19 protein-coding genes and 3 pseudogenes are annotated in these 24,913 nt (G+C 68.2%); 9 read left to right on the top strand and 13 right to left on the bottom strand.

Features of this window, described 5'->3' with window-relative positions:
* Positions 1 to 18: 18 nt before the first annotated feature.
* Positions 19 to 654 carry a TetR/AcrR family transcriptional regulator gene (locus A5697_RS24590; RefSeq protein WP_067945624.1) on the bottom strand — a complete coding sequence of 212 codons (636 nt, stop codon included), beginning with the start codon at positions 652 to 654 and terminating at the stop codon, positions 19 to 21.
* A 114-nt stretch (positions 655 to 768) separates the two neighbouring features.
* On the opposite strand from A5697_RS24590, the gene A5697_RS24585 reads away from it, so the two are divergent.
* On the top strand, positions 769 to 2,247 hold the full coding sequence (locus A5697_RS24585) for a cytochrome P450 (RefSeq protein WP_068012321.1): 1,479 nt from the start codon (positions 769 to 771) through the stop codon (positions 2,245 to 2,247).
* Between the two features lie 3 nt (positions 2,248 to 2,250).
* On the opposite strand, the gene A5697_RS24580 is transcribed toward A5697_RS24585, so the two are convergent.
* The 4 genes from A5697_RS24580 to A5697_RS24565 form a co-directional block, all read right to left on the bottom strand.
* Positions 2,251 to 2,766 (bottom strand): homocitrate synthase, encoded by a 516-nt coding sequence (locus tag A5697_RS24580; protein ID WP_068012320.1) that lies wholly within the window; start codon positions 2,764 to 2,766, stop codon positions 2,251 to 2,253.
* A gap of 570 nt (positions 2,767 to 3,336) precedes the next feature.
* Positions 3,337 to 4,320, bottom strand: a complete 984-nt coding sequence (locus tag A5697_RS24575; protein ID WP_068012318.1) for a sensor histidine kinase — start codon at positions 4,318 to 4,320, stop codon at positions 3,337 to 3,339.
* Between the two features lie 96 nt (positions 4,321 to 4,416).
* Entirely contained in the window at positions 4,417 to 5,847 is a 1,431-nt protein-coding gene (locus A5697_RS24570) for a FadR/GntR family transcriptional regulator (RefSeq protein WP_068012316.1), read from the bottom strand.
* A gap of 33 nt (positions 5,848 to 5,880) precedes the next feature.
* The gene (locus tag A5697_RS24565) at positions 5,881 to 7,074 is read right to left on the bottom strand and encodes a thiolase family protein (RefSeq protein ID WP_067945613.1); all 1,194 of its coding nucleotides are present in this window, start codon (positions 7,072 to 7,074) and stop codon (positions 5,881 to 5,883) included.
* Between the two features lie 59 nt (positions 7,075 to 7,133).
* Here A5697_RS24565 and A5697_RS24560 point away from each other — a divergent pair, with 59 nt between their 5' ends.
* The gene (locus A5697_RS24560) at positions 7,134 to 7,469 is read left to right on the top strand and encodes a Zn-ribbon domain-containing OB-fold protein (protein WP_068012314.1); all 336 of its coding nucleotides are present in this window, start codon (positions 7,134 to 7,136) and stop codon (positions 7,467 to 7,469) included.
* 10 nt (positions 7,470 to 7,479) lie between these two features.
* Here A5697_RS24560 and A5697_RS24555 read toward each other — a convergent pair whose 3' ends face one another.
* Positions 7,480 to 9,645, bottom strand: coding sequence for an acyl-CoA dehydrogenase (locus A5697_RS24555; protein ID WP_068012313.1), 2,166 nt, complete (start codon positions 9,643 to 9,645; stop codon positions 7,480 to 7,482).
* Positions 9,646 to 9,753: 108 nt separating this feature from the next.
* Positions 9,754 to 10,512, bottom strand: a complete 759-nt coding sequence (locus tag A5697_RS24550) for an SDR family NAD(P)-dependent oxidoreductase (RefSeq protein ID WP_067945607.1) — start codon at positions 10,510 to 10,512, stop codon at positions 9,754 to 9,756.
* A 119-nt stretch (positions 10,513 to 10,631) separates the two neighbouring features.
* On the opposite strand from A5697_RS24550, the gene A5697_RS24545 reads away from it, so the two are divergent.
* From A5697_RS24545 to A5697_RS24530, 4 genes are read left to right on the top strand one after another with little or no spacing between them, the layout of a single operon-like run.
* The gene (locus tag A5697_RS24545; RefSeq protein ID WP_068012312.1) at positions 10,632 to 12,161 is read left to right on the top strand and encodes an ATP-dependent DNA ligase; all 1,530 of its coding nucleotides are present in this window, start codon (positions 10,632 to 10,634) and stop codon (positions 12,159 to 12,161) included.
* Positions 12,162 to 12,200: 39 nt separating this feature from the next.
* A complete protein-coding gene (locus A5697_RS24540; RefSeq protein WP_068012311.1) occupies positions 12,201 to 14,465 on the top strand; it encodes a carbon starvation CstA family protein in 2,265 nt (754 codons plus the stop codon).
* Positions 14,466 to 14,474: 9 nt separating this feature from the next.
* A complete protein-coding gene (locus tag A5697_RS24535) occupies positions 14,475 to 16,004 on the top strand; it encodes an Hsp70 family protein (protein WP_068012310.1) in 1,530 nt (509 codons plus the stop codon).
* 7 nt (positions 16,005 to 16,011) lie between these two features.
* Entirely contained in the window at positions 16,012 to 16,677 is a 666-nt protein-coding gene (locus tag A5697_RS24530; RefSeq protein ID WP_068012309.1) for a nitroreductase family protein, read from the top strand.
* A gap of 14 nt (positions 16,678 to 16,691) precedes the next feature.
* On the opposite strand, the gene A5697_RS24525 is transcribed toward A5697_RS24530, so the two are convergent.
* Entirely contained in the window at positions 16,692 to 17,156 is a 465-nt protein-coding gene (locus A5697_RS24525; protein ID WP_067945597.1) for a cyclic nucleotide-binding domain-containing protein, read from the bottom strand.
* 139 nt (positions 17,157 to 17,295) lie between these two features.
* Between A5697_RS24525 and A5697_RS24520 the strand changes: the two genes are divergently transcribed.
* Positions 17,296 to 18,126 (top strand): oxidoreductase, encoded by an 831-nt coding sequence (locus tag A5697_RS24520; RefSeq protein WP_068012308.1) that lies wholly within the window; start codon positions 17,296 to 17,298, stop codon positions 18,124 to 18,126.
* Between the two features lie 125 nt (positions 18,127 to 18,251).
* Here A5697_RS24520 and A5697_RS24515 read toward each other — a convergent pair.
* From A5697_RS24515 to A5697_RS24505, 3 genes and pseudogenes are all read right to left on the bottom strand, one after another.
* A pseudogene (locus A5697_RS24515) lies at positions 18,252 to 19,357 on the bottom strand (NDMA-dependent alcohol dehydrogenase).
* 16 nt (positions 19,358 to 19,373) lie between these two features.
* On the bottom strand, positions 19,374 to 20,648 hold the full coding sequence (locus A5697_RS24510; protein WP_068012307.1) for a cytochrome P450: 1,275 nt from the start codon (positions 20,646 to 20,648) through the stop codon (positions 19,374 to 19,376).
* An 88-nt stretch (positions 20,649 to 20,736) separates the two neighbouring features.
* Positions 20,737 to 22,023 carry a sensor histidine kinase KdpD gene (locus tag A5697_RS24505; RefSeq protein ID WP_231972172.1) on the bottom strand — a complete coding sequence of 429 codons (1,287 nt, stop codon included), beginning with the start codon at positions 22,021 to 22,023 and terminating at the stop codon, positions 20,737 to 20,739.
* A gap of 36 nt (positions 22,024 to 22,059) precedes the next feature.
* Between A5697_RS24505 and A5697_RS24500 the strand changes: the two genes are divergently transcribed.
* The gene (locus A5697_RS24500) at positions 22,060 to 22,734 is read left to right on the top strand and encodes a response regulator transcription factor (RefSeq protein WP_197501104.1); all 675 of its coding nucleotides are present in this window, start codon (positions 22,060 to 22,062) and stop codon (positions 22,732 to 22,734) included.
* Here A5697_RS24500 and A5697_RS24495 read toward each other — a convergent pair.
* Positions 22,727 to 22,921 carry a ferredoxin gene (locus A5697_RS24495; protein WP_067945587.1) on the bottom strand — a complete coding sequence of 65 codons (195 nt, stop codon included), beginning with the start codon at positions 22,919 to 22,921 and terminating at the stop codon, positions 22,727 to 22,729. The two genes, A5697_RS24500 and A5697_RS24495, sit on opposite strands and share 8 nt — an antisense overlap.
* Before the next feature lie 163 nt (positions 22,922 to 23,084).
* Between A5697_RS24495 and A5697_RS24490 the strand changes: the two are divergent.
* Positions 23,085 to 24,722, top strand: a pseudogene (locus A5697_RS24490) (aldehyde dehydrogenase family protein); the annotation flags it as partial.
* A gap of 81 nt (positions 24,723 to 24,803) precedes the next feature.
* Here A5697_RS24490 and A5697_RS28590 read toward each other — a convergent pair.
* A pseudogene (locus A5697_RS28590) lies at positions 24,804 to 24,851 on the bottom strand (hypothetical protein); the annotation flags it as partial.
* Positions 24,852 to 24,913 lie beyond the last annotated feature (62 nt).

Genomic DNA, 24,913 nt, shown 5'->3' with positions numbered 1-24,913 from the left:
GATACCGGCGGTAACGCCCTACGGACGCCCGCCCCACAGCGCGTGCAGCCATAACCGCTCCAGCACGCGCACACGGCGGCCGCGATCGCTGTCACGGCCAGCCAGGATGGGATCGCCGGTCAGCATCAACGCGGTGGTACCGGCCAGGGTGCGAATCAGGGTCGGCAGGTCGTCGCTGATCGGGCTGGCGGTCCCGGCCTTCATCTCGGCCTCGACGATCGCGACGATCTGACCCAGGACCACCTCGAACTGTTGATCCATCAGGTTGCGGATCTCGACGTCGGTGTTGCGGGCCTCGTTGCAGGCGGTCATCACCGGGTCGTTGTGCGCATAGACGGCGGCCGCGCTGCCGACCATGCGCTCGGCGAACTGCTCGGGCGACTCGCCCGGCTGGCGGGGGGCGAAATCCTGCGTGAGCTCTTCGAGCTCCTCGGCGGCCTCGGCCATCAGCTGGGCGAGTACGGCGTACTTGGAGTCGAAGTAGAAATAGAAGCCCGATCGGGCCACCCCGGCCCGGAGGCTGATGGTGCTGACCGACAGCTCCGCGAATGGCTTCTCCTGCAGCAGTTCCCGCACCGCCTGCAGGATCGCCTGGCGCTGCTTGTCGCCGCGCCGTTGCCCGCCCGGCTCCGGAGTGGCGGCGTGGCTGCTCATTCCCTGACCTTGCACCACGCCGGTCAAAAAGCAAACTTGACAGCCGTCAAGTTTTTTCCGAAGGTTATAAGACAGTGACGGCTGTCACCTCGGAGGGAACGCAAAGGAGCGTCTATGACCGCCACGATCAGCACCCCGCATTACCTGCTGGACCAGGCGCGGCGCCGGTTCACTCCGACGCTGAACACCATCCCGGGGATGGGTGCGGTCGAAAGGCGTCTGCTCAACCACGACTGGGAAACCAAGGTCCTGGCCGAACCGCCCGCCGGCAGCGGCCTCAAGCCGGTGCTCGGCGACGCCGGCCTCCCGATCCTCGGGCACATCATCGAGATGTTCCGGGGCGGACCGGACTACGCGCTGCATCTGTATCGCACCCGCGGCCCGCTGCACTTCCTCGACTCGCCGATCATGCCGGCGGTCACCGCGCTGGGACCGGACGCCACCCAGGCCGTGTTCTCGAACAAGAACAAGGACTTCTCGCAGAAGGGCTGGCACCCGGTGATCGGGCCGTTCTTCAACCGCGGCCTGATGATGCTGGACTTCGACGAGCACATGTACCACCGGCGCATCATGCAAGAGGCCTTCACCCGCACCCGGTTGACGGGCTACGTCGAGCACATCGACCGGGTGGCCAGCGACATCGTCGCCAACTGGCCCACCAACGACGCGCGCTTCCTGTTCCACCCGGCGATGAAGGAACTCACCCTGGATATCGCGTCCTTGGTGTTCATGGGGCACGAGCCGGGCACGGACCACGACCTGGTGACCAAGGTCAACCAGGCGTTCACGATCACGACGCGCGCGGGCGGCGCGATCGTCCGGCAGCCCGTTCCGCCATTCAAGTGGTGGCGCGGGCTGCGGGCCCGCAGGCTCCTCGAGGACTACTTCATCGAGCGGGTCAAGGAACGCCGCAACGCCACCGGCAATGACATGCTCACGGTGCTGTGCCACACCGAGGACGACGACGGCAACAGCTTCACCGACGAAGACATCGTCAACCACATGATCTTCTTGATGATGGCCGCCCACGACACATCGACGTCGACCACCACCACCATGGTCTACAACATGGCCGCGAACCCCGAGTGGCAGGAGCGGGCCCGTGAGGAGTCGGCGCGGCTCGGCGACGGCCCGCTGGACATCGAGGCGCTGGAGAAGCTGGAGACCCTCGAACTGATCATGAACGAGTCGCTGCGCATGGTGACGCCGCTGCCGTTCAACATGCGGCAGGCCGTTCGCGACACCGAGTTACTCGGCCACTACATTCCAGCCGGGACCAACATCACCATCTGGCCCGGCATGAACCACCGGCTGCCCGAATTGTGGACCGACCCAGACAAATTCGATCCCGAGCGCTTCGCCGAGCCCCGCTCCGAGCACAAGAAGCACCGCTACGCCTTCGCGCCGTTCGGCGGCGGCGCGCACAAGTGCATCGGCATGGTGTTCGGTCAGCTGGAGGTCAAGACCGTCGTCCACCGGCTGCTGCGCCGCTACCGGCTGGAGCTGGCCCGGCCGGGCTACCAGCCGCACTTGGACTACGGCGGCATGCCGATACCGATGGACGGCATGCCGATCGTGCTGCGCCCGCTGTAGGCCTCAGGCGAGCAACCGGTTGGCGCAGGCGATCACCGCGCGCAGTGCCGACTGCGTCGGGTCGCCGGCCCAGCCCATCGCCCACTCCTCGCGGGCGCCGTTGCTGCCGCAGATGAAGGTGGCGGTGTCCCCGCCCGATCGCAGCTGATGGAACTTCAGGATCTCCACCGGGATTCCGCGCTCGTGCAGCATCGCGCTGAGCGCCGCGATCGGGCCACCGGCCGCGGCGGTTGACGTCTCGATGCGGTCGCCGACCGCGATCGTGGCCCGGAAGTGGCGGGCCTGCGGCCCCCGTCGTCGGTGGGTGTCCGTGCACGCCCAGTTGCCGAGGCGGATCGGGCCTGCCGAGTGACCGTAGGTCGCTACGAAACGCTCCCAGGACATCGCGTCGGCCTTTTCCCGCAGACCGCGGGGTAACGGCGCGCCGAACTGCTGGGCGAACCACGCCGTCGCGGCGCACTGGCCGGCTTGGTCACTGGACGGGTTGAGCCGCTCGGGCAGGGTCTCGAGAAGGGTCATGTGCCGGTCTTCTTCGGTCGAAAGGAGCGACCGACTGCAGTAGCTTCCGACCCACAGCGGGGGGTCGGTCTAGGTCAGACCCCGCTGCGGGTGCTAGCTACTACGGCCTTCTTGAAGGCGCGATCGTGAAGACGCACGAGCGAAGACATTAGCCGTATACGGCCCTGACGTGCAAGTTTCTGCCGAGCGGCATAACGCGTCAACCCGTCTCGAAATTAGTGAAGAATTTAGGTTTACTCGCGCCCAGCACCGGGTATGGGGTCGGGGCATCCGTTCGTTGAACGGATGTGCAATTACTCCCCCTCGGAATGTGATGAAAGAAGGCTCATCATGATGGCGAAAGACACCAAGAAGACCCTCAAAGTCGCCACCGCGGCCGTCGGGTTGGCCGCGATGTCGCTCCTACCGACAGGATGCGCTTCATCGGCGGCCGGAAGCGGGGGACTTGTCGGCGGCGGGGCCGCCGGCGGAGGTTGCGTAGTTAGCGCGCTTGGTATCTGCGTCTAACCGTTTGTAACGAGCGACCCTCGGGACCGCGATGTGGGGGGCGGTTCCCGGGGGTTGCTTCGGTTACCCCCTAGGCCCAGCCGACGGATCGACCCGCAGATACGCCTGAATCGTCGTGCCGCTGGCGGTGGTGTGGGTGCGGACCAGGTCCGAGATGGCATTGACCAGGTACAGACCGCGGCTGGCGGGGCCGCACGGCCCCGGATCCATTCGCCCGACCAGCGGATCCTCGAAGCACCCGGTGTCTCGCGCCTCGCACACCAGGTAGTCGTCGTCGCGCCAGAAGGCGAGCTGGCACGCGCCCTCGGTGTACATCAGGCTGTTGCTGGCCAGCTCGGTGGCCACCAATTGCAGGTCCTCGATCCCGTCTTGGGACAACCCGATCCACCCGGCGTAATTCGTGGCGAACGAACGCGCGGGGCTGAGGTCCGATGACTTTTTGACCACGTAGGTGACGGCCCCCGGATTGCCGGGCAGCGGTCGGTTGCAGCGCTGCAGGGCGTCGTCGGGCGCGTAGTCCGCGCTGCGTTGCAGCGCGTCGCCCCTCCAGAGCAGCGGGTGTGTCGCTCGGGCGTCCGCCAGCACGTCGTCGCCGAGCCGGCTCCCGTCGTAGAGGCACAAACCGGTCACCTGGTAGCCGTCCATCGCCCCGTTGACCAGTGCCTCGTGCTCCACGCAGGCCACCAGCTCCTCTTCGGTGCGGCCGGGCCAGGCGATCTGACTGACGATCCGCACCCGCCGGTCGGGGTGGTCGTCGACGAAAGCCCCCTCCATCGCCATCAGCCGGCTCGGATTGCGGGCGACCTCGGTGACGTCGACCATCTGCACATCGGCCGAAGACTCGCCCAGCGCGTCATGGAGTAGCGCCAACTTGTCCGAAGGCACGGCGACCATCACCGCCTCACCGGTCGCCAGCCCTTCGTTGACGAAGCGCGTCACGAATTCCAGGTACTCCCGCTGGGATTGGTAGATGAGTGCCGAATGGACGAAGCCGAGTTGTCCAATGTCGGTGCCCGCCGTCACTCCAGCACTCTCGCTCTCGATCACTAACGCCAACCCCCTGCTGGACCGGCCGTCACTTCCTCCCTCCCCAGTACCCCCGACGGGCCTTCGCTATACCGCGCTGCAGATCACATCTGCGAACTACAGCCACCAGGACGCGGCGGCGTCCAGATGACGCCGCACGCGATATCGGGCCAGGCTCTCGTCACCCGCCTCGATGGCGTCCACGATCCGCAGGTGGGCGTGGTGGACCGCCAGGACGTCCGCCCAGGTCGGCGGCTCCTGCCCGGTGGTCGACCAGTGCCGCCGGAACAACTCGACGATGATGCGCAGGAACAAGTCGAGCAGCGAGTTGCCCGCCAGTTGGGCCAGCCCCACGTGGAATCGGAACTCCTCGACGGCGGCGTCGGCGATGTCACCCGGCGTTTCGTCGACCTCGCACCGGTGGGCGGACAGGAAGGCGGCCACCTCGGATTCGCCGCGCCGCTTCACCACCTTGGCGACGTTGTCGATCTCGATGGCATCCCGGACGCAACGCAAGTCCTCGCGGCTGGGGTCGCGATATTGGAGGTACAGCGCGATGGTGTCAATGCTCGCCTGCGCCTGGGGTGTGGCGATGACGAGGCCACCGCCGGGCCCGCGGCGCATGTGCGCGATCGAGTGGTATTCGAGCAGCCGCACCGCTTCACGGAACACCGCGCGGCTCACCCTGTAGCGCTCCAGGAGGGCCGTCTCGGTGCCGAAGACCGACCCGACCTTCCAACCGCTGGCCGCAATGTCGTCGCCGATCGTGGCCGCCAGCATCTCCGCCAGCTTGCCGCGGGGCACCTCGATGTTCAGCGGCCGCGGCTTGCGTCGCCTGCTCGCATTGCCGGGGTGATGGTGCTGCAGCCAGGCGGTCACGGCCTCGACGTGTCGTTCACTGAGCGTCTTGGCCCGCGCCGAGTCGCCGGACGTAACGGCGGCGACGATCTCGGAGTGGTCGACGTGCATCCGGTCGACCGCCTCGACGGCCTCGCTGGCCGTGTCCGTCCGCGACCGCAGGGCGTAGCGGGTGGTGAGCCGCATCAGCACGTCGATGAATAGTTGCAGCACAGGGTTTTTCGATTGCTCCGCCAGGGCGATGTGGAACTCGTCCCGAGGTGTCGGCAACCCGGGCTTCCACTGTTCCTCGCCCCGCAATACGGCCCGCAGCCGGGCTATGCCCGTTTCGTCGATCCGCTCGGCGGCCAGCGAGGCCGCCAACGGTTCGAGCACCAGGCGTGCATTGAGGAGGTCGCCGAGCGTCGTTCCGAGGTATTCGAGATAGATGACGACGGCGCGGGTGGCGGGGCCGGCATCGGGCTCACAGATGATCAGCCCGCCGCCCGGCCCGCGGCGCATCCGGGCCACCTGGTGGTGCTCGACGAGCCGGACGGCCTCGCGCAGCACCGAGCGGCTCACCCCGAAGCGCTCTTGCAGAGCGTGTTCGGAGCCCAGCGATTCGCCGGTGGCCCAGCCGCGGCGGACGATCTCGGCCTCGAGGTCCCGCGCGACCTTGGACGCCAGCTTGTTCCCGAGACCAGTGCTCATGTCAGGCCCAATGGCGTTTTGGCGCAAACCTTTTCAGCATGTGAGCAACATGCAGCCGGCGACTGGGCCGCCTCCGACGGAAACGACGCCGACGTCCGGACGCCGCGACACCTGCCGCTCCCCCGCCTCGCCACGCAACTGCAGGCAGCCCTCGTGCAGCGCCCAGTAGCCGTGCATGCGCCCGGCCGAGAGCTGGCCACCGTAGGTGTTCAGGGGAAGTTCACCGTCGCGGGCGATGCGGGCGCCGCCTTCGACATAGGGCCCGGCCTCGCCGTCGCCGCAGATTCCCAGCGCTTCCAGCCAGGCCAGGGTCAGATAGGTGAATCCGTCATAGAGTTCGGCGACCTTGAGGTCGGACGGCTTCAGCTCGGTCCGCGACCACATCTGCGCCGCCGCATCAGACATCGCCATCTTCGGGTAGTCGTCGCGGTGGAACCAGCCGCCGGCGCCGTCGGACCCGCCGATCGCCTCCACCGCCACCGCGCGGTGCGGGCAATCCCGCGCGTACTCGGCGTGCGAGACCACCACCGCGATGGAGCCGTCGATCGGCACGTCGCAGTCCAGCAGCCCGAACGGGGTGGATACCGGCCGCGCGCTGAGGTAGTCGGCCATGGTCATCGGATCGCGATAAACGGCGCGCGGATTCAGCGCGGCGTTGCGCCTGCCGTTGAGCGCCACCCAGCCCAGCTGTTGTTTGGTCGTCCCGTACAACTCCATGTGACGCCGGCAATTGAGCGCCAGCCAGTTCGCGGCGGAGTAGGCGTTGGCCGCGACCAGATCGTTGACGTCGTCCATCGCGCCGACGGCCGGCCGTTCGGCGCCCTCCGGCGCCTCGAACATCCGCGCGAGCGGGGGCGCGGGCGCGTTCTCCTGTGGTTTGACGGGGACGGTGCCCCCGAGCATTTGGATGGTCCGGTACACCACCACGTGGCGGGCGCGACGCTCGGCGACTGCGCGGCACGCCGACATCACCGGGCTGAGCAAGCCGCCGGTGCCGAAGCCGGATCCGCAATCCGCCGCCTCGATCCGCAGCCCCGCGTTGACCTCCTCGGCGGGGGTGTCGCCAAGGGTCGCGATGCCGTCGACGTCGGACGGAACCAGCCCGGCATCCTCGATGGCGGCCCGCACCGATTCCATGGTCAGGTCCAGGCCCGGGATGCCACTGCGGCGACCGATCCGCGAGATGCCGATGCCGGACAGGATCGCGTCCTTCTCGAAATGCGTCATGCACACCGCCCGTCAGCCCACAGCCCCGCATCGGATCAATTGAGTGTACTGTATTCGTCGTGCCGGACGAGCCGCTGCTCATCGAATATTGCACCCACTGCGCGCGGTGGGTGCATCCCGCGGCCGGCGAATGCCGCACTTGCGGCGGCCAACTGGTAGCGCGGCCGGTTTCCGGCCGCGGCACGGTGTTCACCTATACGGTCAACCACCACCCGTATAACCCGGAGATTCCCGTCCCGTACGTGATCGCGATCGTCGAGCTCGCCGAACAAGAGGGCCTGCGGGTGGCCGCCAACATTGTTGACTGCGAACCCGATTCGGTCAGGTGCGGCATGACCGTCGAGATCCGGCCGGAAAAGGGCAGCGGCGGGGCGCCGTTGTTCGCACCCGCCTGACCCGGGCGGCTTAGTTGATCAGCGGGTCGCGCGGCATGCCGAGGATCCGCTCGGCGATCTGATTGCGGGTGACCTCCGAGGTGCCGCCGGCGATCGCCATGCCGCGCGCTCCCATCGCCAGACGGCCCACCACCGCACCGGGCCCGTCCATCAGTGCGACCTCCGGGCCCGCCAGCGCCGCCCAGATCGCGGCCCCGTCCACCATGTGCTCGGCCAGCTTCAGCTTGGTGATGTTGCCTTCCGGTCCTGGCCCGGCTCCCTCGACGCTGCGCGCGGCGCGGCGCAGGTTCAGCAGCCGCAGCGCGTGATCGTCGGCGAGAAAGGACCCGATCCGAATCGGCGCGCCCGCCAAGCGATCCGACTGCTGCGCAGCGAGCTGCACCAGGGTGGACGCCAGGCCCTCGTAGAACGATCCGCTGCCACCGATGCTCACTCGCTCGTTGCCCAGCGTCGCGCGGGCGACCGTCCACCCCGAATTGGGCGTCCCGACGACGTCCTCGTCGGGAACGAACACGTCGTTGAAGAACACCTCGTTGAATTCCGAGCCGCCGGTGATCTGCCGCAACGGCCGCACCTCGACGCCCGGGCCCTTCATGTCGATGATGACGGTGGTGATGCCGGCGTGCTTGGGAGCTTCCGGGTCGGTGCGCACGGTGGCCAGGCCGCGCGCGCAATACTGGGCCCCGCTGGTCCAGACCTTCTGCCCGTTGATCTTCCAGCCGCCGTCCACCCGCGTGGCGCGGGTCTTCACCGATGCGGCGTCGGAGCCGGCCTCGGGTTCGGAGAACAACTGGCACCAGATCTCCTCTTGGCGCAGCGCCTTCTCCACGAATCTCTCGATTTGCCAATCGGTTCCGTGCTGTATCAGGGTCAGGATCACCCACCCGGTGATGGAGTAGTCGGGCCGCTTGACGCCGGCCGCGCGGAACTCCTCCTCAATCACCAGCTGCTCGACCGCGTCGGCGGCGCGGCCCCAGGGCTTGGGCCAATGCGGCATGACGTAGCCGGTCTCGATCAGCTTGTCGCGTTGCGCCTCTTTGTCGAGGGCGGCGATCTCGGCGGCGTCGGCATGGATCCGGGTGCGCAGTTCCTCGGCCTCGGGCGGCAGGTCCAAACTGTTCTCCCGCTTGGCGCCTGCGGCCGTGCGCTCGAAGACATCCCGGGCCGGCGCGTCACCGCCGAACAGCGCCGCGATCACCAGCGCGCGGCGCAGATGCAGGTGCGCGTCGTGCTCCCAGGTGAAACCGATGCCGCCGTGCACCTGGATGTTCAGCTCGGCATTGCGCGCGTAGGCGGGGAACGCCAGGGTCGCGGCCACCGCGGCGGCCAGCTGGAACTGGTTTTCGTCCTCGGATGCCGCACGCGAGGCATCCCACACCGCGGCGACCCCCGACTCGGACGCCACCAGCATGTTCGCGCAATGATGCTTGACCGCTTGGAAAGTCGCGATGGTGCGCCCGAACTGCTGCCGCACCTTGGCATAGTCCACGGCGGCATCCACACAGTCCGCCGCGCCACCCACCGCCTCGGCGGCCAGCAGGGTCCGTGCGCGGGCCAGCGCCGATGCCCGCGCGCCGACCAGGACGTCGTCGGCGCTGACGTTGACGTTCTCCAGGCGGACCCGTCCGGAGCGCCGGGTCGGGTCGAAGTTGTTCGGCACGTCGACCGACACGCCGGCGCGATCGCGCTCCAGCAGCAGCACGTCCTCGCCAGCGTTGATCAGCAGCAACTCGGCCATCCCGGCACCGAACACGATTCCGGCGTCACCGTCGGCGATCCCGTTCTTGAGTTCCACCCGGCCGTCCAGGCCGATGCCCGCGGTGACGGTCCCGTCGATCAGGCCGGGCAGCAGCCGCGACTTCTGTTCGGCGCTACCGTCTTTGGCGATCACCGCCGACGCGATGACGGTCGGCACGAACGGCCCGGGCGCGACGGCGCGGCCGAGTTCCTCGACCACCACCACCAGTTCGGGCAGACCGAAACCGGAACCGCCGTGTTCTTCGTCGACGTGCAGTCCGAGCCAGCCCAGCTCGACCAGGTTCTGCCAGAACGGCGGCCGGGATTCCTCGGCGGCGTCGAGCAGGGACCTCGCCGCCCAGCGGGCCTTCTGCGAGGTCAGGAACCCGCGCGCGACCTCGGCGAGTTCGCGGTGGTCGTCGGTCAGTGCGATACCCATGAGGGACCCTCCTCGCTACCGGCTGGGTAGCCGGCCCCGCTTCGAGGGGAAGCGGGGCGGCTGCCTAAAGAGTGTACTTAATGCGAGGAGGGCTGCCCGGGCGGGTCGCTACTTGGGCGCGAACCGCTGCCCGGCATCCAGCCGCAGGCACTGGCCGTTGAGCATCGGGTTCTCCACGATGGCCGCCACCAGCTTGGCGTACTCGATCGGCCGGCCGAGACGCTTGGGGAAGGCCGCGTCCTTGGTGAGTGCCGCGGCGAATTCGTCCGGAATGCCCTGCGTCAATCCCGTGGCGAACAGGCTGGGCGCGATCGCCAGCACGCGGATGCCCAGCGAGCCGAGATCGCGGGCCATGGTCAGGCACATGCCGGCGATGCCGGCCTTGGCGGCGGTGTAGGCGACCTGCCCGATCTGCCCTTCGAAGGCCGCGATCGAGGCGGTGTTGATGATCACGCCGCGCTCTTCGTCCTCGGGCTCATTCTTGGCCATGTGCGCCGCCGCGAGCCGGCTGATGTTGAAAGTGGCGATGAGGTTGAGGTCGATCACGGACTGGAAGGATTCGAGGTCGTGCGGGCCGGACTTCGTCATCGTCCGCTTGGCGATGCCGCCGCCGGCGGTGGTGATGATGACGTGCAGGCCGCCCAGCTTGTCGACGGCGGTCTGCAGGGTCTCCTCGGTGCCCTTGAAGTCGGTGACGTCGACCGGGTAGAACGCGCCCCCGATGGCCTCGGCCACGTCTTTCCCGTCGGAACCCTCACGGTCGAAGATCGCGACGTCCGCCCCGCGCTCGGCCAGCAACTCCGCGGACGCACGACCCATCCCCGACGCGCCGCCGATGACGACGACCTTCTTCCCGTTGATCTCCATCCGGCCTCTCCTTTGGGTTGTCAGAATCCATGCGATCTGTAACGTTACGTAGGCACGCTAGCGTGTCCGTCTGGCAGGGTTGACCCCGCCTTGTCCGAGAGCCGTGCCAAGCTGATTTCGTGCTCCTTCTCGACGTCGCGACGACCTCACTTGACGTGGGCGGCACGTCGTCACGGCTGAGCAAGGTCGCCCACATCGCCGACCTGTTGCGCCGCGCGGCGCCCGACCCCGACGGGGTCGCGATCGTGGTCTCCTGGCTGTCGGGGGAGCTGCGGCAGCGCCAGATCGGGGTCGGCTGGGCGTCTTTGCGGTCGCGGCCGGCGGCGGCGTCGCAACCGACGTTGACCGTCGCCGGTGTGGACGCCAGCTTCTCGGAGATCGGGGCGGTGTCGGGCAAGGGGTCGCAGGCGCGGCGCGCCGAACTGGTGGCGGGACTGTTGGCCGCCGCGACCGACATCGAGCAGGCCTTCCTGGTGCGGTTGCTGGGCGGGGAGCTGCGCCAGGGCGCGCTGGCGGGGATCATGGCGGACGCGGTGGCCAGGGCCGCCGACATCCCCGCCGCGTCGGTACAGCGCGCCGCGATGCTGGGCGGGGACTTGCCGGCCGTGGCGGCCGCCGCCCTGGGCGGCGGGACCGGCGCGCTGGACGCGTTCACCCTGCGGGTCGGCCGGCCGGTCGGCCCGATGTTGGCTCAGACCGCCACCGGGGTGGCCGATGCGCTCGAACGCCACGGCGGCACAGCCATTTTCGAGGCGAAGCTGGACGGTGCCCGGGTGCAGATTCACCGGTCCGGTGACGAGGTCACCGTCTACACCCGAAGCCTCGACGACGTCACCGCCCGGCTGCCCGAGGTGGTGGAGGCGACGCTGGCCCTGCCGGTGCGCGGCCTCATCGCCGACGGCGAGGCGATCGCGCTGCGTTCCGACAACTCCCCACACCGCTTCCAGGTCACCGCGTCGCGGTTCGGCCGGTCGGTCGATGTGGACGCGGCCCGTGCGGCGCAACCACTTTCGGTGTTCTTCTTCGACATCCTGCACCGTGACGGCGATGACCTTCTCGACGCGCCGACCGCCGAGCGGCTGGCCGCCCTGGACGCGCTGGTGCCGGAGGCGCAGCGGGTGGATCGGCTGCTGACCTCCGAGCCCGCGGCCGCCGAGGACTTCCTGGCCGCGACGCTGGCCGCCGGCCACGAAGGCGTGCTGGCCAAGGCGCCGGACGCGCCGTATCAGGCGGGCCGGCGCGGGGCCGGTTGGCTGAAGGTCAAGCCGGTGCACACGCTGGACCTGGTGGTGCTCGCGGTGGAATGGGGGTCGGGGCGCCGAAGCGGCAAACTCTCCAACATCCATCTCGGGGCGCGCGACCCGGCCACCGGTGAATTCGTCATGGTGGGAAAGACATTCAAGGGAATGACCGACGCGATGCTGGACTGGCAGACCGCGCGGTTCAGCGAACTCGCCGTCAGCGGAACCGACGGTTACGTCGTGCGGTTGCGGCCCGAGCAGGTGGTCGAGGTGGCGTTGGACGGCGTCCAGAAATCCTCCCGCTACCCCGGGGGTGTGGCACTGCGGTTCGCCCGGGTGGTGCGCTACCGCGACGACAAGGGCCCGGCGGAGGCCGACACCATCGATGCCGTGCGCGCGCTGTATTAAGTCAAGCGCTGTTCTTCTTCCGCGCGTAGGGTTTCCGCCGTGGCAGTGAAAGCGCGCGACGACGACGTCAGCTACATCCACACCGACGAGCAGCTGCCGCCCGTCGCGATCGTGGACCGCTCCCCCATCACCGTCCGGCACAAGGTCGTGTTCGGGACCATCGCCGTGATCGGTGCGGTCGCGTGGGCGATCATCGCGTTCGCGCGCGGCGAGGCGGTGAACGCGGTCTGGTTCGTGGTCGCGGCGATCTGTACGTACCTCATCGGCTTCCGGTTCTACGCCCGGCTGATCGAGATGAAAATCGTCCGCCCGCGCGACGATCACGCGACGCCGGCTGAAATGTTCGAGGACGGCACCGACTACGTGCCCACCGACCGGCGGGTGTTGTTCGGTCATCATTTCGCCGCCATCGCCGGAGCCGGACCACTCGTCGGCCCGGTGCTCGCCGCGCAGATGGGCTACCTGCCCTGCACTATCTGGATCGTCATCGGCGCGGTGTTCGCCGGCGCGGTCCAGGATTACCTGGTCTTGTGGATCTCCACCCGGCGGCGGGGACGTTCCCTGGGTCAGATGGCCCGCGACGAACTCGGCGCCACCGGCGGCGCTGCCGCCCTGGTCGGGGCGTTCGTCATCATGGTGATCATCATCGCGGTGCTGGCGCTGGTGGTGGTGCGGGGCCTGGCCCAAAGTCCCTGGGGCGTGTTCTCCATCGGCATGACCATCCCCATCGCCCTCTTCATGGGGTGCTACCTGCGATTCCTGCGGCCGGGGCGGGTGGCGGAGGTATCGATCATCGGCTTCGTGCTGCTGATGCTGGCCGTGGCCTCCGGCAACTGGGTCAGTGAAACACCCTGGGCCGCAACGTGGTTGAGCATCTCACCGGTGACTGTGTCGTGGCTGATCATCGGCTACGGTTTCGTGGCTTCGGTGCTGCCTGTTTGGCTGCTGCTGGCCCCGCGCGATTACCTCTCCACATTCATGAAGGTCGGCGCCATCGCCCTGCTAGCGGTCGGCATCTGCTTGGCCCGCCCGCTCATGCAGGCACCCGCGATCTCGCGGTTCGCCGCCAGCGGCGACGGACCGGTGTTCCCCGGCTCGCTGTTCCCCTTCCTGTTCATCACCATCGCGTGCGGCGCGCTGTCCGGGTTCCACGCGCTGATCTCGTCGGGGACGACGCCCAAGCTGCTGGAGAAGGAAAGCCAGATGCGGTTCATCGGGTACGGCGGCATGCTCACCGAGTCGTTCGTCGCCGTCATGGCCCTGATCAGCGCAGCGATCCTCGACCAACACCTGTACTTCGCCCTCAACGCCCCGGCCGCGCAAACGGGTGGCACCGCGGCCACCGCCGCCGACTACGTCAATCGGCTCGGCCTGTCGGGCACCCCGGTGACCGCGGACCAACTCACCAGGGCCGCCGCCGGGGTGGGAGAAAAGTCGATCGTGTCGCGCACCGGCGGAGCCCCGACCCTGGCGGTCGGCATGTCGGAGGTGTTGCAACGCGTCTTCGGCGGGGTGGGTCTCAAGGCGTTCTGGTATCACTTCGCGATCATGTTCGAGGCGCTGTTCATCCTGACCGCCGTCGACGCGGGCACCCGCGTCGCGCGGTTCATGCTGTCCGACGCACTCGGCAACCTCGGCGGCCCGCTGACCAAACTGCGCAACCCGAGCTGGCGGCCGGGCGTGTGGGTTTGCAGCCTCGCCGTGGCCGCCGCCTGGGGCAGCATCCTGCTGATGGGCGTGACCGATCCGCTGGGCGGCATCAACACCCTGTTTCCTCTGTTCGGCATCGCCAACCAGCTGCTGGCCGCCGTCGCGCTGACCGTGATCACCGTGATCGTCGTGAAGAAGGGCCTGCTGAAGTGGGCATGGATTCCCGGGATTCCGCTGCTGTGGGACTTGGCGGTCACGCTCACCGCGTCGTGGCAGAAGATCTTCTCGGCGGATCCCAATGTCGGCTATTGGACGCAGCACTTCCAATACCTCGCGGCCAGAAACGCCGGCAAGACGTCGTTCGGTTCGGCCAAGAACGCCCATCAACTCGACGAGGTCATCAGGAACACCTTCGTCCAGGGCACGCTGTCCATCCTGTTCGCGCTTGTCGTCGTCATCGTGGTCATCACCGGGGTGGTCGTCGCCTTGAGCGCGATGCGCGGCGCGGGCAGGCCGCTGACCGAGGATGAGCCAGTGCCGTCGAAGCGGTTCGCGCCGTCGGGTCTGGTCGCTACCGCCGCCGAGCGGGAGTTGCAAAAACGATGGGACGCGCCGACCGAAAAGGTCGTGTCGAACTCCCCAGCGCGGTCCTAAGATTGCGCGATGAGAGTCGGCATCGACTTTGGCACCACACACACTGTCGTTGCGGCCGTCGACCGAGGCAACTATCCCGTCATCTCGTTCGACGGCGTTGACGCGTGGCCGTCGATCGTCGCGGCCAACGCCGCCGGGGACTTGCGGTTCGGTGCGGAGGCCGCCGCCGTCCGCCACGACCCGGGGTGGTCGGTCCTGCGATCGTTCAAACGTCTGCTCAATGAGGCCGGGCCCCAGACCGAGGTGAGCCTGGCCGGCCGCAGCCATCGACTGGCGGACCTGCTTACCGGCTTTCTGGCCCAGCTGAAGAGCGACCTGCTGCGCCGCTCCAACGCCAGTCTCGCCGCCGGAGAAACCGTCGAGGCCGCGATCAGCGTGCCGGCCAACGCCTCGAGCGCCCAGCGCCTGCTGACACTGGACGCCTTCGTCGCGGCCGGCTTCCACGTCGTCGCGCTACTCAACGAGCCGTCCGCCGCGAGCCTGGAATACGCGCACCGGTACCGCTCCACCATCACCGCCAAACGGGAATACGTCCTCATCTACGACCTGGGCGGCGGCACCTTCGACGCCTCCTTGCTCAAGATGACCGGACACGCGAACGAGGTCGTCATCAGTGAGGGCATCCAGCGCCTGGGCGGCGACGACTTCGACGAGGCGATCGTCGACCTCGTGCTGGCCGGTTCGCGGCTCTCCGGCGTAGACGCCGCCGCCCGCGACCTGCTGCGGGAGGAGGTCGCGGCCCGCAAGGAGGCGGTGGGTCCGCAGACGCGCCGCTTCCTGGTGGACCTCTCGGGCGTCGACGGGGCGGACCGGCCCCCGTTCTCGTGTCCGGTCGACGACGTCTACGCGGCCTGCGCTCCGCTGGTCGACAAGACGATGAAGCTGCTCGAACGCGTCCTGCACAACCCCGCGCCGGGCGGCACCGACGTGACCTGGTCGGAAGTCGCCGGCATTTACGTCGTGGGCGGCGCCGGCAGCTTCCCGCTCGTTTCGCGGATGCTGCGCACCGCCTTCGGCGACAAGCGGGTCAAACGCTCGCCGCACCCCTTCGCGGCCACCGCGATCGGCCTGGCCGTCTTTCTCGACAAGGAATCCGATTTCGCGCTCTCCGAACGCTTCTCGCGCAACTTCGGCGTCTTCCGCGAGGCCGAAGCCGGCGCCGGCGTCGTCTTCGACCCGATCGTGTGCAAGGACGTCTCGCTGCCCGCCGATGGGCACACCCCGTTGGTGGTGAAGCGGACCTACCGGGCGGCGCACAACATCGGCCACTTCCGGTTCGTCGAGTGCAGCCGCCTGGTCAACGGCCGGCCCGACGGCGACGTGACGCCCTACGACCCGGTTCTTTTCCCGTTCGACCCGGCCCTGCACGAGCGCGACGACCTCGGGCGCCAGCAGGTCGGCCGGTGGCGGGACGGGCCCGACGTCGAGGAGCGCTACGTCATCGCGCCCAGCGGTGCGGTCGAGGTGACCCTGACGACGCAGCCGGCCGGATTCAAACGCACCTTCCGCCTGGAGCGCCGCGCCTCCGCGAGCGCGTGACGCCGCCATGGAGCTGTACGACGTCATGCGGACGACGTTCGCGGCGCGCGATTTCACCGACGACCCGTTGCCCGACGAGGTGTTGTGGCGCATCTTCGACAACGCCCGGTTCGCCCCGAGCGGCGGCAACCGCCAGGGCGCCCACATCACCGTGGTGCGTGACCCGGACACCCGTCGCCGCCTCGCCGATCTGGGCGTGACCGCGGCCCGGCGCTACTTCGCCCAACTGCAGGCGGGTGAAAACCCTTGGAATTCAATCCATCCCAGCGGTGTGCCGCAGGACGTCATCGACCAGACCGACATCCCCGACACCTTCGTCGCGCCGATCGCGAAAGCGCCGGTCGTCCTTGTGGTTTCGGTCGACCTGACCGTCGTCGCCTCGATCGATCAGGACTTGGACCGCGTCGGCCTGGCCGGTGGCGCATCCGTTTACCCGCTGATCTGGAACGTCCTGCTGGCCGCCCGCAGCGAGGGCTACGGCGGCACCATCACAACCATGGCCATCGCGGCCGAGGACCAGGTTCGCCGCCTGCTGGGGATCCCCGACCTGCACGCGCTCGCCGCGGTTGTGCCCCTTGGCAAACCGGTGCGCCAGCCGACCAGGCTGCGCCGCCGACCGGTCGCGGAATTCATCACTCGTGACCGCTTCGACGGTCCGGCATTCGAAGGCTGAGGGCCGGTCCGTCCCTATCCGACGACATCGGCATAGATGTCCAGGAGCCGGAACCTTGTCGCATCGAGATACTGGCCGAGAACCGCGATCACACGCTTCTGCAGTTCGTACCCGAGTTCGTGGTCCTCTTCGCACTTGCCGCGCAGGCACTTGCCGTCGAAACCGATGGCGCGCGTCGTCTCGACCGCGCGCCCGTCGAACCGCCAGTTGTAGGGCGGCACCAACCACGACCAGCCCAGGATGTCTCCGTCTCCGAGCGTCTGCACCGTCAAGCTGCCGCGGCCCAGCGCGGGGGTTTCGAGCGCAATCCTGCCCGCGCGGATGAGATAGAAGTGATCAGCGGGCTGGCCCTCGCGGAAGATCAACTCGCCCGCGGTGAAGCGCAGGTTTGCCGCACACCCGACCACCAACTGCACATGGCGCGGGTCCATCCCGCGGAAGAACGGGTGCCTGGCCAGAACGCCCTCTAGCGTCCTCACTGCATGCTTCCTTCGCCGGTGCCGATCAATTGCTCAAGACGGACGATAGTTGATTATGAAGGCCCACGTTCCGCGATCGAAGAGAAGAATTGCAACGGCATAGCCCTGCATTTCGTCTCGGTGTTAAGGAGCCGTCCGTATGTCCACCTGGTTCATCACCGGCTGCTCGACCGGACTCGGTCGCGCGCTCGCCGAAGCCGTCATCGGGGCCGGCCACAACGCCGTCGTCAGCGCGCGCGACGCCGCGAAGGTCGCCGACCTGGCGTCGGCCGCGCCCGAGCGGGTGCTCGCCGTCACGCTCGACGTCACCGACCCCGCACAGGTCGCCTCGGCGGCGCGCGAAGCCCACGATCGGTTCGGCGTCCCGGACGTCCTGGTCAACAACGCCGGCTACGGCTACCGCGCCGCCGTGGAAGAAGGCGACGACGCCGACGTGCGCACCCTGTTCGACACGCACTTCTTCGGGACCGTCGCCATGATCAAGGCCGTCCTGCCCGGCATGCGGGCACGCCGCAGCGGCGCGATCGTCAACATCTCCTCGATCGGCGCAACCGTGACCCCGGTGGGGTCCGGCTACTACGCGGCCGCCAAGGCAGCCGTCGAAGGCATGAGTGGCGCCCTGCGCGGTGAGCTTGCCCCACTGGGCATTTCGGTGACCATCGTCGAGCCTGGTGCATTCCGTACCGATTTCGCCGGTCGCTCGCTCGTCCAGTCGGCCACCGTCATCGACGACTACGCCGCGACCGCGGGGCGGCGCCGCAAGGAGAACGACACCATGCACGGCAACCAGGCCGGCGACCCCGCCAAGGCGGCCACCGCGATCATCGCGGCGGTCGAGTCAAGCGAGCCCCCGGGATTCCTGCTCCTCGGCCCGGACGCCCTGGCCTACTACCGCTACGCCGCGGACGCTCGCGCCGGCGAGATCGCGAAATGGGAACAGCTGACGAGCGGCACTAACTTCGAGCCGTGATCCGTCGGCGCCATCGCGCGAAGCTCCTCCATCGGCCGGCGGCGTGGTGCGCGGCGCTTACCCCGGCCGGGATTCCCAGCGGGGCAGCGAGAATGACGATGATGGTGATTAGGCTCATGGCAGAGTCAGAACCGGATTAGTCCGCGGAGATTGACCCCGGCGTGCAGGTCGGCGTAGCCGGTGTTGATCTCGTCGAGGGTGTATTCCCGGGTGACGAGCTCGTCGAGCTTGAGCCGCCCGGCGCGGTACAGGTCGAGCATTCGGGGTATGTCGTGCCGCGGATTGGAGGATCCGAAAAGTGAACCGCGAACCTGCTTTTCGTACAGGGTCAAATCGAAGAGCGACATGGCGACGGACGTGTCGGTCGGATGCGGAATCGCGGTCATCACCACCCTGCCGCGCTTGCCGACCAGGCTCAGCGCCTGAGCCACATACGCCCCTTCAGCCGAATCGGTGCTGACCACGCAGACGTCAGCCATCTGGCCGCGCGTCAGGTCGGTGATCAGGGCTTGGGCCTCGTCGACCGTCGCAGCGGTGTGGGTGGCACCGAACTCCAGTGAGCGGCCACGCTTGTACTCAACGGGATCCAGCGCGACGATCACGCGCGCACCCGCGATCCGCGCGCCTTGCACCGCGTTCATGCCGATCCCGCCCACGCCCATGACCACCACGGTGTCGCCGTCTCGTGCCTCGCCGGTGCGCACCATGCTGCCGTAGCCGGTGGTGACTCCGCACCCGACCAGGGCGGCGGTGTCCAGTGCGGTGGACGGGTCGACCTTGATCACCGAGGCCAGCGGCACCACCGTGTATCGGAGAACGTTCCCAGCACGCACATTTGGCCCAGCGCTTGTCCTTTCGCGTGAAACCGGAAGGTGCCGTCGAGTTGCGGTCCCGCGATGATGGCGGCGCCGAGCACGCACAGGTTGCTCATGCCGCGCGAACACGGTTCGCAGCGGCCGCAGGCTGGGATGAAGCTCAGCGCAACCGAATCGCCTTCGGCGACTTCGGTGACGCCCGGGCCGACGTCGACGACGACGCCGGCGCCCTCATGCCCACCGACGACCGGTAACTGCATCGGCATGTCGCCGGTGATCAGGTGGTCATCGGAGTGGCACAGCCCGGCGGCGGCCATCTTGACCAGGACCTCGTTCTCCTTGGGCCCGTCGAGGTCGACCTCATCGACCTCCCACTTCTGGTGCAGCCCCCACAGCACCGCTGCTTTGGTTTTCATCGAAAACTCCTTGGGATCAGCGCTTCTCGGGCGTCCAGGTCGCCGGCAGGCTGTTGACACCGTTGATGAAGTTGGCCAGGGCGTAGTTGGGCTGCGGCGCCGAGATATCCGGGATGCGCGTGTAGACCTCGGTCAGCAACGCCTTGAGCATGGTGCGTGCCAGCGCCGCGCCCAGGCAGAAGTGCGGACCGCCGCCACCGAAGGCGATGTGCGGATTCGGGTTTCGCAGGATGTTGAACGAGTGGGGGTCTTCGAAGATGTCCTCGTCGCGGTTGCCCGAGTAGTACCACAGCACCACCTTGTCGCCGGCCTTGATCTCCGAGCCGCGGATGTTGATGTCCTGGGTGGCGGTGCGGCGCATGTGCAGCAGCGGCGACCCCCAGCGCAACACCTCCTCGACGGCGGTGCCGACCCGGCCCTCGACGTCCTCGACGAGCAGCGTGCGCTGGTCGGGGAATTTCGAAAGGGCCGCGATGGCGTGGGCCGAGGCGTGCCGCGTGGTGTCGTTGGACGCGACACCCATCAAGACGAAGAAGGCCTTGAGCTCGTCGTCGGTCATCTTCTTGCCGTCGAACTCGGCCTGCACCATCCAGGTCATCAGGTCGTCGCCGGGATTGGCCCGCCGCTGCGGGATCAAGACCGTTGCGACCTCGTGCAGGTCCATCACGGCGCCCATGAACAATTCGAGTTCGCTCTGCTCGCCGCGGATGTTCGGGTCTGTCCAGCCCACGAGCCGCTGCGCGGCGCTGACGGCCTGATCACGCAGTTCGCCTTCGGGCAGGCCGAAGAAGCTGCCGAAGATGCGGCCGGGCAGCTTGACCGACACGAGTTGGACGAAGTCGCCCTCACCCAGGTGTGCCATTTCGCTGACCAGGTCGTGGGCGTGGCCGCGAATCCAGCCTTCCAGGCGGCGCACGTTCTTGGGCTTGAAGGCCTCCGTCGTGATCCCGCGCAGCTGGGTGTGCCGCGGGGCGTCCATGGCGATGAACGACTGGGCGATCTCCACCGCCTCCGGGGCGAAGTCCTCCATGGTGATGCCCTGCGCCGAGGAGAAGATCTCCGGGTGGCGGCTGGCCATCCGGATGTCCTCTTGTTTGGTCAGCGACCAGAAGCCCCTGGTGTTCAGCTCGGGAGGCAACAGATCCGACTCCGCGGGGCGGCTCCACGGGACGGGGTTCTCCGCGCGCAGGACGGCGAAGGCGGCGTCGCGCTCTTCCGGGGGTTTCGCCCAGAATTCGCGGGCGCTCAGATCGATGCCCTTGTGGGTGGGCGCGGTCGTGGGTGCGGTCATCTGGCCATGCTGACCAGCGCGGTGGCGGCGCGGCACAGGCGCGAGTGCCAAACACTGGCCTGCGCGGGCCAGCGCATGAAACCCGCGATCAGGCGATCGGTGCGCGGAAGGTGGCGACCAGGCCCCCGCCGTCGCGCGCGGCGAAGTCGACCCGGCCGCCCATCGCCTCGGCGATCTGCTGCACAATCCACAGGCCGAGCCCGGCGGTGCCACGTTGGCCGCCGACGCTGACGTACTTGGTGGTCAGCTCGCCCAGGCTGTCGGCCGGGATGCCGGGGCCCCGATCGGCCACGGCGCAGACCAACTCATCGCCTTCCCGCGAGCACGTGACGTCGACCGGTTCGCGCCTGCCGTGCCGGGAGGCGTTCTCCAGGAGGTTGGTCAGCAGCCGGCGCAGCCCCTGGGCGTTCACGGCCACGGCGCCGACGTCGCCGCTGACACTCAGCCGCAACCGCGGCGCCGCCAGACCGACGGCGTCGGCGGCGGCAACGATGAGGTCGGCCACGTCAACGCGACGGACCCGCCCCGCCGAGAAGGTCGGGCGGCGACTCAGCGCGACGTCGGAGAGCGCGTCGAGCATGTCCGCCAGGTGGTGGACGTGGCGCGCCACCAGCTGCAGGCTGGTGTCCCGGTCGGCCTGCGACATGGCCCGCTGTGAAGTCAGCGCCTCGGTCAGCGCCTCCAAAGACGTGACCGGGGTGCGGAATTCGTGCACCAGCACCTGAAGTCCGTCCTGTTGCGACTGGTAGGACCGCAGCAGGCGCGCCCGCAGGTCGCGTTCCTCTTCGGCGGCGGCGTGTTCGGCCTCGGCCTCCACCAAAGCCCGCACCCGGGAGCGGTGTTCGCGTTCGGCGAGCGCGGAGAGACCCGCGGTGATGATCGCGACGAAGATCAGATAGACCGCCGACCACCCGGCCTGCAGGGCCGGGGCCGCGGTGACCGGAAGTCGGGGCGACGACGTCAGCGCCACCGCGACGTAGGCGGCACCTAAAAGTACTGCGACCAATAGGGTTTCGCTGAACGACAGCCGCGCAGCCGAGGCGATGACGGCCAGCGCAAGCACCGCGACCACCGGGCTGTAGACGCCGCCACTGAAGGCGATGAGCGCCAGCGTGAACGCCGAATCGAAGCCGGTGACCAGCCACGAGTACCGGGTGCGCCGGACCTCCAGCTGCGGATAGGCCATCAGCACGGCCGCGTACAGCATCGCGGCGCCCAACACCGCCACCGTGGCGGCGGTGTGCTGCCGGACCCACTGGGGTCCGATCGCCAGCAGCACGCCGATTGAGATGACCACGGCGACCCGTACCGCGACGACGGTTCGGGCCAGCCCGTAGTCCTCGCCGTCGAAGTCCGTTCGATCGAGCTGTCTCACCCAGCTGACCATAGAGTTGGGGTTAGCATCGCGGCAATGACTCGCTCGCCGTACGTCGTGGTGATCGTGGACGACCATGAACTGTTTGCACAGGGCCTGGCCCTGTTGCTCACCCGCGAATGGGGCGGGCTGTTCACCGTCGGCGGCCAGACGACGTACGTGGAAGAGGCAGCCGACCTGGTGGCCCGCTGCGGCGCCGATGTCGCGATCATCGACCTGTCGATGCCGCCCCTGGGCGGCGTCGCCGCCATCCGGCACATCAAGGCGCGCCACCCGAAGACCCGGATCCTGGCGCTTTCGGGGACCGACGACCTGGGGCTGGCCGAAGAGGCGTTGCGGGCCGGAGCCGACGGCTTCCTGCCCAAGACCGCGAGGCCGGAGGCGCTGGCGGGGCCACTTTGGACGATCGCCGAGGGGTTGCGGGTCGTCGACGGCGCCCTGCTCGATGCGCTGCTGAGCAACACCCGCAAGCCGCCATCCGAGCTGCTGGACAGCCTCAGCGCGCAGGATCTGCAACTGTGGACGCTGCTCGCGACCGGCATGGAGACCGGTGACATCGCCCAGCGGATGCTGGTGTCGGAGCGCACGGCGAAACGCATGGTCGCCGCGCTGCTGCACAAACTGGGGGTCAACAACCGCATCGCCGCCGCCGCGTTGGCCGGGCGCTACCGGTTGCTCGATGACGTTGCCGAAACCGTCCGGATCAGTTGAGGATTCGGATCGCTTGGGCGGGACACATCGCGGCCGCCCGAATCACCCGTTCGCGGTCGGCTTCGGGTGGCTCCGGCTCGAGCACCACCACCTGTTCGGCACCGTCGGGAATGTCGAACACGTCGGGAGCCGCCAGCAGGCACTGTCCGTGCCCTTCGCACAGGTCGTAGTCGACGGTGACGCGCATGACCGCCAGTATCGGCCCGGGCTGGGCACCGCGGACGGTCCGCACGCGCCAGATGTGGCCTGGCCGGGCCAGCTCGGCGAGGGCCTTTCAGCCCTAGGCGGACGACGTGGCATCCGCTCATTCTGGAGCCCTTAGTACCTGTTCCTGAGCCGAAATCGCGATCATGACCACTACACAAACGCAGACCGCCTCCCCGCTCGAAGCACCCGCGGTTGCCGAACAGCGCAAACACGAAGTCGACGCGATCGTCGACGCGGCGGCCCAGGCGGCCCGAGAATTCCGCAAGCTCGACCAGCAGCAGGTCGATGCGATCGTCGAGGCGATGGTGCGCGCGGGCGTGCGCGCCGCCGGGGAACTGGCGACTGTCGCGATCGAGGAGACCGGCTTCGGCGTCTTCGAGGACAAGGTCGTCAAGAACTATGTGGCCACCGAGTTCCTGCACGACTACCTGCGCGGCAAGAAATCGGTGGGAATCATCGACGAGGACGTCGAAAACAACATCGCCCATGTAGCCGAGCCGATCGGCGTCGTGCTGGGTATCACCCCGGTGACCAACCCGACCTCGACGGTGCTGTTCAAGGCGATCGTGGCCGCCAAGACCCGCAACGCCATCCTCTTCCGGCCCTCGCCGGATGCGGTGCGCTGCTGCGCACGCAGCCTGGAGATCCTCCGCCCCGCGGCCGAAGCGGCCGGAATGCCACCTGGGGCGCTCCAAGTCATTCCGGACGCCGCGCACGAGGTGACGCACTACCTGTTCAAGCACCCAGGAGTCGATTTCATCTGGGTGACGGGCGGACCGAAGATCGTCGCGCTGGCGAATTCGGCCGGAAAGCCTGGCCTGTCCGTTGGCCCCGGCAACGCGCCCATCTACGTTCACAAGACGGCCGACTTGCAGGGCGCGGTCGTCGACATCCTGATCTCGAAAACCTTCGATTCCTCGGTCATTTGCCCGGCCGAGCAAACCTGCATCATCGATGACGAGATATACGACGAGGCGATTGCCGAGTTCGAGCGGATGGGCGCCCGACTGCTCACCCCGGGCGAGGCCACGGCGCTGGCAGAGTTCGCATTCGGCTGCGGCGACAAGGTCTCGCACGAGGCGCTCGGGCAGAAGGCGCCGGAGCTGGCCGCCCGAGCCGGCTTCAGTGTGTCGCCGACCGTGAAGGTGTTGCTGGCACAGCTACCTGCCGACCTGGACGAACTCGCTTCGCATCCGCTGCTGGCCGAGAAGCTGATGCCGGTGCTCGGCGTGGTGCGCGCAACCGGCGTACAGCACGCCATCGACGTGGCCGTCCTGGTCACCGAGCACGGGGGGCTGGGTCACACGTCGGCGGTGTACGCCAACGACGAGGACGTCATCGAGGCATACGCCCTGGCGGTCCGCACGGGGCGCATCCTGGTGAACGCGCCCACCGCGGTCGGAGCCCTCGGCGGGGTGTACAACAACCTGACGCCCACGTTCTCGTTGGGTTGCGGCACCTGGGGCGGGTCCAGCACGACGGAGAACGTCAACTATCGACAACTACTGAACATCAAGACCGTCTCGCGGCGCCGCACCCCGCCGCAGTGGTTCCGCGTCCCGTCCAATACCTACTTCAACGAAGGCGCACTGGACAACTTGCGCGATCTCGACTGCGAAACCGTCGTGGTGATCACCGACGTCCCGACCGAAGAGCGCGGCGTGGTCGACCAGCTGCGCGGCAAGTTGCGCGCCCCACACGTGCAGGTGTTCAGCGAGGTGACACCGGAGCCCGACGAAAAGACCATCCGCCGCGGTGTCGCGATGCTGGCGCGGGTCGAGGAACGGCATCGTCAGCTCATCGAGGCTCTTCTCCGGGTGTTCGTAGAACAGGCGGATCGCCTTGCCGGCGTCCAGCACCGAGCCGCCGCCGACGGCGACCAGCAGATCGGGTTGGACCCGCGCCAGCATCGCGACACCGCGGCGGATGGTCTTTTCGTCGGGCTCCGGTGTCACCTCGCTGAACACCTGCA

It is taken from the genome of Mycobacterium sp. E3251, from assembly GCF_001666835.1.
Lineage (GTDB): Bacteria > Actinomycetota > Actinomycetes > Mycobacteriales > Mycobacteriaceae > Mycobacterium.
This window is presented reverse-complemented; position numbering and strand designations above follow the sequence as displayed.